The organism is Mycolicibacter senuensis (assembly GCF_003284925.1).
Lineage (GTDB): Bacteria > Actinomycetota > Actinomycetes > Mycobacteriales > Mycobacteriaceae > Mycobacterium > Mycobacterium algericum_A.
Map to the genome: position 1 here is coordinate 1 of NZ_QMEX01000135.1, position 9,280 is coordinate 9,280.

Here is a 9,280-nt window from a genome sequence, read left to right on the forward strand (position 1 = left end):
CGGCGACGAACTCCAGGCCCGGATGACGCGGCCGAGTCGGCCGCGGCGGCGGCTCGCGGGCGGGACCGCACCCGCGCCCGCCGCCGTCGACGCGCACGCGACGAGGCCAACGAGTTCGCCGATGTGAAGGTCGCCGCCGAACCAGTCGAGACAGCGACTCAGCCGTCAGACCGCGGCGCCGGCAGCGGGGGATTCCCGGGCGCGCAAGCCAAGCGGGAACGGGCCGCGGCGGGGATGACCGCATTGACGGTCAACGGTTTCAGCCATGGACCGACGGTTCCGCTGCTCCCCGAGAGCTGGAACGACGGCACCGGCGCCTGATTTCCTTGCGCGAGCGTCTGTTCGCGGTGCGCAGTGCCGGACGGACTAACCCAGGATCAGCCCCGAGGTAGGCACGCCGGTGCCGGCGGTGACCAGTACATGCTCCACGTTCGGCACCTGGTTGACCGAGGTGCCGCGCAGCTGGCGTACTCCTTCGGCGATGCCGTTCATACCGTGCACATAGGCCTCGCCGAGCTGCCCACCATGGGTGTTGATCGGCAGTCGGCCACCCAGCTCGATGGCGCCACCGGCGATGAAGTCTTTGGCCTCGCCTTTACCGCAGAATCCCAACTCCTCCAACTGGATCAAGGTGTAGGGGGTGAAGTGGTCATAGAGCACCGCGGTCTGGATGTCGGTCGGCGTCAGGCCGGACTGCGCCCACAATTGCTTGCCCACCAGCCCCATCTCGGGAAGCCCCAGTTCGTCGCGGTAGTAGGAGTACATGGTGAACTGGTCGGCCCCGGCGCCCTGTGCCGCCGCCTCGATGACCGCCGGGCGGTGCTTGAGGTCCTTGGCACGTTCCGGGGTGGTGACCACGATCGCCACCCCGCCGTCGGTCTCCTGACAGCAGTCCAGCAGCCGCAGCGGCTCGGCGATCCACCGCGAATTCTGGTGATCCTCGATGGTGATCGGCTTGCCGTAGAAGTGCGCTTTGGGGTTGGTCGCCGCATGCTTGCGATCAGCCACCGACACCACACCGAAATCCGCACTGGTGGCGCCGTATTCGTGCATGTAGCGCTGGGCGATCATGGCCACCGATGCCGCCGGTGTGCTCAGCCCGTGCGGGTAGGACCAGCTGTACTCCACGCCGCGCGAATCGGCGTTGATGGTCAGCCCGGTCATCACCTGGCCGAACCGGAACTCCGAGCGCTCGTTGAATGCCCGGTAGGCCACCACGACCTCGGCAATCCCGGTGGCCACCGCCAGCGCCGCCTGCTGCACGGTCGCGGCGGCCGCACCGCCGCCATAGCCGATCTGGGAGAAGAATGTCAGCTCGCCGATACCGGTGGCGCGCGCGACGGCGGTCTCCAGGTTGGAGTCCATGGTGAAGGTGACCAGGCCGTCGACGTCGGCGGGCTTCAGGCCCGCATCATCGAGGGCGTCGAGCACCGCCTCGGCGGCCAGTCGCAGCTCGCTGCGCCCGGATTCCTTGGAGAAGTCGGTCGCGCCGATTCCGGCGATAGCCGCCTTACCGGACAGCATCATGCCTCCCCGAGGGTGAGTGTGGCGGTGGCGATGACGTGATCGCCAAGACTGTTGTTGCCCACAACTTTCACGGTGACCAGAGGCCCGTCTGCGGTGTTTTCCAGGGCGGTCACCTCGCCGGAGAAGGTGACGGTGTCGTAGGCGTACCACGGCACGCCCAGTCGCAGCCCGATGGAGCGGATCACCGCCTTGGATCCGGCCCAATCGGTGAGGTAGCGCTGCACCAGGCCGGTGTCGGTGAGAATATTGACGAAGATGTCCTTGGAGCCCTTGGCCTGCGCCTTGTCCCGGTCGTGGTGCACGTCCTGGTAATCGCGGGTCGCGATGGCGGTGGAGACGATGAACGTCGGGTCGCCATAGATCTTGAGCTCCGGCAGCTTGGTGCCGACTTCGACGGTCGGAGCGCTCATGCCCCGCCTCCTTCCACTGGCTCCCAGGCGTACAGGCTCCACGCCGGTCCGGCATCGCTAGCCGGGAAGTCGAGATAGGTTGCCCGGACGGGCATTCCGATCCGCACGGCCGCGGCGTCGACGCCGCGCAGCTCACCGAGCATCCGCACGCCCTCCTCGAGTTCGACCAACGCGATGACGAACGGCACGCTGCGACCGGGGACTTTGGGTGCATGGTGCACCACGAAGCTGAACACCGTTCCGTTGCCGGAGGCCACGATGTAGTCGGTGGTCTCGGTCTTGTCCTTCCAGACCGCCGGCACCGGGGGGTGCTGCAGGCTGCCGTCGGGGCGTTGCTGGACCCGCAACTCGTGGGCGGCGACCCCCTCCCAGAAGTACGCCGAATCCCTCGACCACGACGGCCGCATCATCTTGGCGGGGTCGAGATCCTCAGGCGTCTCGACGGTTTCGACACGATCCTTCGGCAGGAACTTCAGGATGCGCCAGTTCATGTCGGCCACCAGTTCCCCGTCACCGTCTTGGCCTGCCCACCAGCGGATCTTCTGGGTGATGAAGTAGCCCTCGCCCAAACCCGTCTGTTTGGGGCCGACGATATCGGTCACCTCGGCGGTGACGCTGACCTCTTCGCCGGGCCGCAGGTAGCGGTGGTAGGTCTGCTCACAGTTGGTGGCCACCACCCCGACATAGCCGGCGCCGTCGAACAGTTCCATGACCTTGCCGAGCGGGTCGTCGGCGGGGCGCTCGCCGCCCAGGCCCATCATCGTCCAGACCTGGATCATCGCCGGCGGTGCGACGATCCCCGGATGCCCGGCCGCGCGCGCGGCCTCCTCATCGACGTAGATCGGATTCTCATCGCCGATGGCGTCAACCCAGTGCCGAATCATCGGCTGGTTCACCGGATCCCGGCCGGTCCGCGGCTCGCTGCGGCCGGAAGCCAGTATCTGCTCGATCCCGGCGGAAAGGTCGCTCATCTGTCTCCTCGACTCATCGTGGCACCCGCGGAACCTTCAGGCCCGAGGCCGCGATCATCTCCCGCATCACCTCGTTGACCCCGCCACCGAACGTGATGACCAGGTTGCGTTTCGTCTGCACGTCCAGCCAGCGGAGCAGCTCGGCGGTGGCCGCATCGGCCGGGTTGCCGTAGCAGCCGACCAACTCCTCGGCCAACCGCCCGGCGTACTGGATCCGCTCGGTGCCGAAGACTTTAGTGGCCGCCGCGTCGGCGACGTCGATGATCTCGCCGGCCGCGGCGACCTGCCAGTTGAGCAGCTCGTTGATGCGAAACATGGCGTGGATCTCGCCGAGACCGCGTTTGACCGCATCATGGCTGATCGGGGTCACCCCGTCGCTGCCGGGCTTGGTGGCCCAGGCGTGCACCTTGTCGTAGATGGCGCCGAACCGGCCGGCCGGACCCAACATCACCCGCTCGTTGTTGAGCTGGGTGGTGATCAGCCGCCAGCCGCCGTTCTCCTCGCCCACCAGCATCTCGACGGGCACCCGAACGTCGTTGTAGTAGGTCGCGTTGGTGTGATGCGCCCCGTCGGACAGGATCATCGGAGTCCACGAGTAACCGGGGTCCTTGGTGTCCACGATCAGGATCGAAATCCCCTTGTGTTTCACCGCCGCCGGATCGGTGCGCACCGCCAGCCAGATGTAGTCGGCGTCGTGAGCGCCGGTGGTGAACACCTTCTGGCCGTTGACGATGTAATGGTCGCCATCACGAACCGCGGTGGTGCGCAACGACGCCAAGTCGGTGCCGGCCTCCGGTTCGGTGTAGCCGATCGCAAAATGCACCTCCCCGGCCAGGATGGCCGGCAGGAACTTCTTCTTCTGCGCTTCGTTGCCGTACACCTGCAGGGTGGGGCCAACGGTCTGCAGCGTCACGGCCGGCAGTGGGATGTCGGCTCGCTGCGCCTCGTTGACGAAGATCTGCTGCTCGATCGGCCCGAAGCCCAGGCCGCCGAACTCTTTGGGCCAGCCGACGCCGAGCTTGCCGTCACGGCCCATCCGGCGGATCACATCGCGATAGGCCTGGTTGTGCCGGTCGGAGGCCATCGCCTTTTCCTCATCGGGCGTGATCAGGTTGGCGAAGTACTCGCGCAGTTCGGCCTGGAGTTTGCGCTGCTCCGGGGTCAGATCGACAAACATTGCACTCCTGTGTCTTCTGGGTGTCGACCCGCTGCACCCGGCTCCGCCGCGCTTGCGATCGCCACCATTTCGAGGCGTTGCGACCGGCCACCCAGCAGGCGGTTCAGGTCTTTGATCGTGGAGTAGTAGCGGTCCATCGGGTAGTCGACGTCCATGCCCATCCCGCCGTGCAGGTGGTGGCAGAGTTGCATCACCGGCGGGGCCTGCGAGGTGATCCAGTACCCGAGCACCCCGAGGTCGTCGTCGGCGTCAAGACCGTTGGCCAGCCGCCAGACCACCGATGTCGCCGCCAGCGTGATGGTGCGCGAGACGATGTAGACCTCCGAGAGCTGAGCTGCCACCGTCTGGAAGGTGGACAGCGGCCGGCCGAACTGTTCGCGGCTGCCGACGTAGTCGGCGGTCAGCCGCAGCGCGCCGGCTACCAACCCGGAGGCGTAGGCGCCGACCATCGCCAGCACCAATTGGTTCACCCGATGTACCGAGGCGCCGTCCAAAACGGCGTCGACCTCGGCATCGTCGAATACGACGGCGTACTCGTCGCTGTGGTTGGCGGTCGGGGTCTTCGTCAGCTGCACCCCGGCCGCCCTCGGCGAGATCACCGCGACGCCCGTATCCGCGGTGACCAGCATCCACTCGGCCTGATCGGCGTAGGGCACGCCGATCTTGGTGCCGGACAACCGGTTACCGGCCAGCGTCACCGCGGGCTGCTCGGGCAGCGCGGCGGCCGGCTCGTCGAGCGCGGCGGACAGCACCGCGCCCTTGGCCACACCGGCCAGGTAGCGGTCCTGTTGGGCGTCGCCGGCCAACTCCAGCAGCGGCACCAGAGCGAACCCGAGGGTGCACAGCGCCGGGCTGACGGTCCCGTGCCGGCCGATCTCGGTCAGCGCCGTAGCCACCTCCGACAGGCCGACGCCGTCACCGCCGAGCCGCTCCGGCACCGCGAGCGCGCTCACCCCGCCGGCGACCAGCGCCTCCCAGCTGTTGTCCCGCTCGAGCACCGACGCGACGACATCGGCGACCGCCTGCTGTTCCGGCTCTGGACTGAAGTCCACCGAATCTCCTTAAATCTAGTGGGCCACCGGACATTTGCCGGTGTAGTCCATCTGCCAGTGCTTGATGCCGTTGAGCCACCCGGAGCGCAGCCGCTCGGGTTTGGCCAGCGGCGCGAGGTCGGGCACGTGGTCGGCGACCGCGTTGAAGATCAGGTCGATCGTCAACCGGGCCAGGTGGGTGCCGATGCAGTAGTGCGCCCCGGTGCCACCGAATCCGACGTGTGGGTTCGGGTCGCGCAGGATGTTGAATTTGTGCGGCTCGTCGAAGGCGTCCTCGTCGAAGTTGGCCGAGCGGTAGAACATCACCACCCGCTGCCCCTTCTTGATCTGCGCGCCGGACAGCTCGTAGTCCTCCAGCGCGGTGCGCTGGAAGCAGATCACCGGGGAGGCCCACCGCACGATCTCGTCGGCAGTGGTCGCCGGGCGTTCCTTCTTGAACAACTCCCACTGCTCGGGGTGCTCGGAGAACGCGATCATGCCGTGGGTGATCGAGTTGCGGGTGGTCTCGTTGCCGGCCACCGCCAGCATCACCACGAAGAAGCCGAACTCGTCGTCGGAGAGCTTCTCGCCGTCGATGTCGGCGTTGATCAGCGTGGTGACGATGTCTTCACCGGGGTTCTCCGCCTTGGCCGCCGCCAGCTGCATGGCGTAGGTGATCAACTCGAACGACGAGGCCTGCGGGTCGATGTCGGCGTACTCGGGGTCTTCGCTGCCGGTCATCTCGTTCGACCACTGGAACAGCTTGTCGCGATCTTCCTGCGGCACACCGAGCAGTCCGGCGATCGCCTGCAGCGGCAGTTCGCACGACACCTGTTCGACGAAGTCTCCGGAGCCGGCCTCGGCGGCGGCCTTGACGATCGCCTGAGCCCGTTCATGGAGTTCGTCGCGCAACCGTCCGATAGCCCGCGGTGTGAAACCCCGGGAAATGATCCGGCGCAGCCGCGTGTGGTGCGGTGCGTCCATGTTGAGCATCACGAACCGCTGAACCTCGATGTTCTCCCGCTGCATGTCGTCGGAGAACCGCGGGATCACACAGTTCTCGTAGCTGGAGAAGACGTCGCTGCGCAGCGACACCTCTTTGACGTCGGCGAGCTTGGTGACCGCCCAGTAGCCGCCGTCGTTGAAGCCGCCGCCCTTGCCGGGGGCCTGCTCGATCCAACAGACCGGCGCGGTTTTGCGCAGTTGCGCGAACTCCTTCTCGGGGATGCCCTCGGCGATGAGGTCGGGGTTGAGGAAGTCGAATCCTGCGGGAAGTGTGGACATGCTGGAACTAGCCTCCGTGTCTCGTTCGGTGGTTCAGGCGGACTTGCCGGTGTAGTCGACCCGCCAGGTTTTGCTGCCGTTGAGCCAACCCGACTTCAACCGGTCCGGCGTGTCCAGCGGCTTGAGGTCCGGGTTGTGGTCGGCGATCGCGTTGGACATCAGGTTCCCCGACATCCGGGCCAGCTGGGTGCCGATGCAAGGCGGCGGCACTTTGACACTCGACATCGGCGGACTCCTAAATGCAACGCGTTCTAGTAGCAGTAAAACATGGGCTCACCATAGACCAAAGGCCTGTTCGCATCGCCGCTTGTCAGACTAATGAAACGTGTTCTAGCCTGGCCGCATGGGTAATCCTGTCATCGTCGAAGCCACACGAAGCCCCATCGGTAAACGTAACGGCTGGCTGTCGGGTCTGCACGCCACTGAACTGCTCGGGGCGGTGCAGAAGGCGCTGGTCACCAAGGCCGGTATCGAGCCGGGCAGCGTCGAGCAGGTCATCAGCGGCTGCGTCACCCAGTACGGCGAGCAGGCCAACAACGTGGCCCGGCAGTCTTGGCTGATCGCCGGGCTGCCCGAGCACGTGGGCGCCACCACCATCGACTGCCAGTGCGGCAGTGCGCAGCAGGCCAACCATCTGATCGCCGGCCTGATCTCGGTCGGTGCCATCGACATCGGTATCGCGTGCGGTATCGAGGCGATGAGCCGGGTCGGGCTGGGCGAGAACGGCGGCGGCGCCCGGGCGTCGTCGTGGACCATCGACCTGCCCAACCAGTTCGAAGCCGCCGAGCGGATCGCCAAGCGGCGCGGGATCACCCGCGCCGACGTCGACGCATTCGGGCTGCGCTCCCAGCAGCGGGCCAAGCAGGCCTGGGATGAAGGCCGGTTCGACCGGGAGATCTCCCCGATCGAGGCGCCGGTGATCGACGAGAACAAGCAACCCACCGCCGAGTGGAACACCGTCAGCCGCGACCAGGGTCTGCGCGACACCACGATCGAGGGCCTGACCAAGCTGAACCCGGTGATCGAGGGTGGCATCCACACTGCCGGCAGCTCCTCGCAGATCTCCGACGGGGCGGCCGCGGTGCTGTGGATGGATGAGGACAAGGCCAAAGCGCTGGGCCTGAAGCCGCGGGCCCGGATCATCAGCCAGGCCAACGTCGGCGCCGAGACCTACTACCACCTGGACGGCCCGGTGCAGTCCACCGCGAAAGTGCTCGAGAAGGCCGGGATGAAGATGGGTGACATCGACCTGGTCGAGATCAACGAGGCGTTCGCATCGGTGGTGTTGTCCTGGGCGGCGGTGCACAACCCGGACATGGACCGGGTCAACGTCAACGGCGGGGCGATCGCGCTGGGGCACCCGGTGGGCTCCACCGGCAGCCGGCTGATCACCACCGCGCTGCACGAGCTGGAGCGCACCGACAAGTCGACCGCGCTGATCACCATGTGCGCGGGCGGGGCGCTGTCCACCGGCACCATCATCGAGCGGATTTAGTGGCGCCGGTGTCTCAGCCCCTTTCAAAGCCCGTCACGGAGGCCGACCGCATCGCAGCGGCGCAGGCCTACATCGACGCGCTGGTCAGCCACGACGCGTCCGCGGTCCGGTTCAGTCCGGACTGCACCCGAGTCGAAGTCGGAATCAAGACCGGCTTCTCCGGAAATCACTTGCGTCGCAGCCTGAATCGTGGCCCGCAGTTTCGGCTGATCTCAGCCGCCACGCTGCCGGAATACAGCGTCGACGGTGATGAGGTGCGGGCGGTCTACGACATCATCACCAAGCCGTCGCTGTTCGGGCGGCGGGTGTGCGCGCACGTCGACGAGGTATTCGTCATTCCGTCCGACAGTCCCGACGGCATCGCGACGATCCACCACATCCGGGCCGGGATCAAGCCGTTCATTCAGTAGGGTTGCGCACGTGAGCACACCGGAGAAGCCGAAATCGCTGGACTCGCCGGTCACCGGCACCATCATCAAATGGATGTCGCGGGCCAACACCTGGGCCTACAAGGCCACCGGCGGCCGGGTCGGCGGCAAGTGGCGCTTGGGCACCAAGCACTTCGGCGAGGTTCCCGAGGTCGGCATCCTCACCACCACCGGACGCAAGACCGGTGAGCCGCGTGAGGCCCCGCTGCTGTTCCTGCGCGAAGGCGACCGGGTGATCCTGGTGGCATCCCAGGGCGGGCGCGCCACCAACCCGATGTGGTACCTGAACCTCAAAGCCAACCCGCAGGTCTCGTTCCGGATCCGCAACGAGGTGCTGCGGCTGCGCGCCCGTGACGCCGACGAGTCGGAGCGGGCCGCCTACTGGCCCAAGCTCGATGCGATGTACCCGGACTTCGTCAACTACCGCGCCTGGACCGATCGGGAGATTCCGATCGTCATCTGCGAGCCTTAGCGCTCGCTGTGGTGCGCAGGCTGGGCCCGATCCCGGCCAGGTAATCGGAAGTCGCTTTTCGGCAGGCGGTTTTTCGGCAGGCGGTTAGGCCGCCGGCGTTCCGGCGATCCTCCGACGAACGGCCGGGAGGCCCCGCACGCCATGCGTACGGGGCCTCCCGGTGCTGCTTCGCTGCCGAGGGCTCGGACCTCGATCAGTAGTTCGCGCCGTAGGCGCCCTGGTGACCGGCGCTGCCGGCGTTGCCCGCGCCCCCGTCGGCACCATCCTGGCCATTGACGCTGCCGGTACCTCCGGCACCACCCTTACCTCCGACAAGGCCGGCGCCGCCTCCGGGCCCGCCGGGGCCGCCTGGACCACCGCTCGGATGCTCCTCGGTCCCTTGGCCACCGGTTCCACCGGTTCCGCCGCCGCCGCCGGTGCCACCGGTACCGCCGTTGCCACCGTTGCCGCCGACCCCGGTCGTGCCATTAGCCGCGGTGCCGCCG

The 9,280-nt window shown here is 67.0% G+C and carries 10 protein-coding genes and 2 pseudogenes; 5 read left to right on the plus strand and 7 right to left on the minus strand.

The window, feature by feature from the left end:
* Positions 1-321: PPW family C-terminal domain-containing PPE protein (locus DQP56_RS19975; RefSeq protein WP_526022714.1), on the plus strand; the 321-nt coding region annotated here is incomplete at its 5' end.
* Positions 322-366: 45 nt separating this feature from the next.
* On the opposite strand, the gene ltp2 is transcribed toward DQP56_RS19975, so the two are convergent.
* From ltp2 to DQP56_RS20010, 7 genes and pseudogenes are all read right to left on the minus strand, one after another.
* The gene (gene ltp2, locus DQP56_RS19980; RefSeq protein WP_112688432.1) at positions 367-1,524 is read right to left on the minus strand and encodes a 17-hydroxy-3-oxo-4-pregnene-20-carboxyl-CoA lyase; all 1,158 of its coding nucleotides are present in this window, start codon (positions 1,522-1,524) and stop codon (positions 367-369) included.
* Positions 1,524-1,937, minus strand: coding sequence for a MaoC family dehydratase (locus tag DQP56_RS19985; protein WP_112688416.1), 414 nt, complete (start codon positions 1,935-1,937; stop codon positions 1,524-1,526). Before DQP56_RS19985 ends, ltp2 begins: the two co-directional genes overlap by 1 nt.
* The gene (locus tag DQP56_RS19990; protein ID WP_112688418.1) at positions 1,934-2,908 is read right to left on the minus strand and encodes a bifunctional MaoC family dehydratase N-terminal/OB-fold nucleic acid binding domain-containing protein; all 975 of its coding nucleotides are present in this window, start codon (positions 2,906-2,908) and stop codon (positions 1,934-1,936) included. Before DQP56_RS19990 ends, DQP56_RS19985 begins: the two co-directional genes overlap by 4 nt.
* 13 nt (positions 2,909-2,921) lie before the next feature.
* Positions 2,922-4,085 carry an acyl-CoA dehydrogenase FadE29 gene (fadE29, locus tag DQP56_RS19995; protein WP_112688420.1) on the minus strand — a complete coding sequence of 388 codons (1,164 nt, stop codon included), beginning with the start codon at positions 4,083-4,085 and terminating at the stop codon, positions 2,922-2,924.
* Positions 4,070-5,137, minus strand: a complete 1,068-nt coding sequence (locus tag DQP56_RS20000) for an acyl-CoA dehydrogenase family protein (RefSeq protein ID WP_112688422.1) — start codon at positions 5,135-5,137, stop codon at positions 4,070-4,072. Before DQP56_RS20000 ends, fadE29 begins: the two co-directional genes overlap by 16 nt.
* 15 nt (positions 5,138-5,152) lie before the next feature.
* Positions 5,153-6,400 (minus strand): cytochrome P450, encoded by a 1,248-nt coding sequence (locus tag DQP56_RS20005; RefSeq protein ID WP_112688424.1) that lies wholly within the window; start codon positions 6,398-6,400, stop codon positions 5,153-5,155.
* 33 nt (positions 6,401-6,433) lie between these two features.
* A pseudogene (locus DQP56_RS20010) lies at positions 6,434-6,598 on the minus strand (steroid C27-monooxygenase); the annotation flags it as partial.
* 145 nt (positions 6,599-6,743) lie between these two features.
* Between DQP56_RS20010 and DQP56_RS20015 the strand changes: the two are divergent.
* From DQP56_RS20015 to DQP56_RS24830, 4 genes and pseudogenes are all read left to right on the plus strand, one after another.
* Positions 6,744-7,895, plus strand: coding sequence for a steroid 3-ketoacyl-CoA thiolase (locus DQP56_RS20015; protein WP_112688426.1), 1,152 nt, complete (start codon positions 6,744-6,746; stop codon positions 7,893-7,895).
* Positions 7,895-8,305: a DUF8021 domain-containing protein gene (locus DQP56_RS20020; protein WP_112688428.1), complete on the plus strand. Its 411-nt coding sequence runs from the start codon at positions 7,895-7,897 to the stop codon at positions 8,303-8,305. The genes DQP56_RS20015 and DQP56_RS20020 overlap by 1 nt, the downstream gene beginning before the upstream one ends.
* Before the next feature lie 10 nt (positions 8,306-8,315).
* Positions 8,316-8,795: a nitroreductase family deazaflavin-dependent oxidoreductase gene (locus DQP56_RS20025; protein ID WP_112688430.1), complete on the plus strand. Its 480-nt coding sequence runs from the start codon at positions 8,316-8,318 to the stop codon at positions 8,793-8,795.
* Positions 8,796-9,015: 220 nt separating this feature from the next.
* Positions 9,016-9,280: pseudogene (locus tag DQP56_RS24830) on the plus strand (hypothetical protein); the annotation flags it as partial.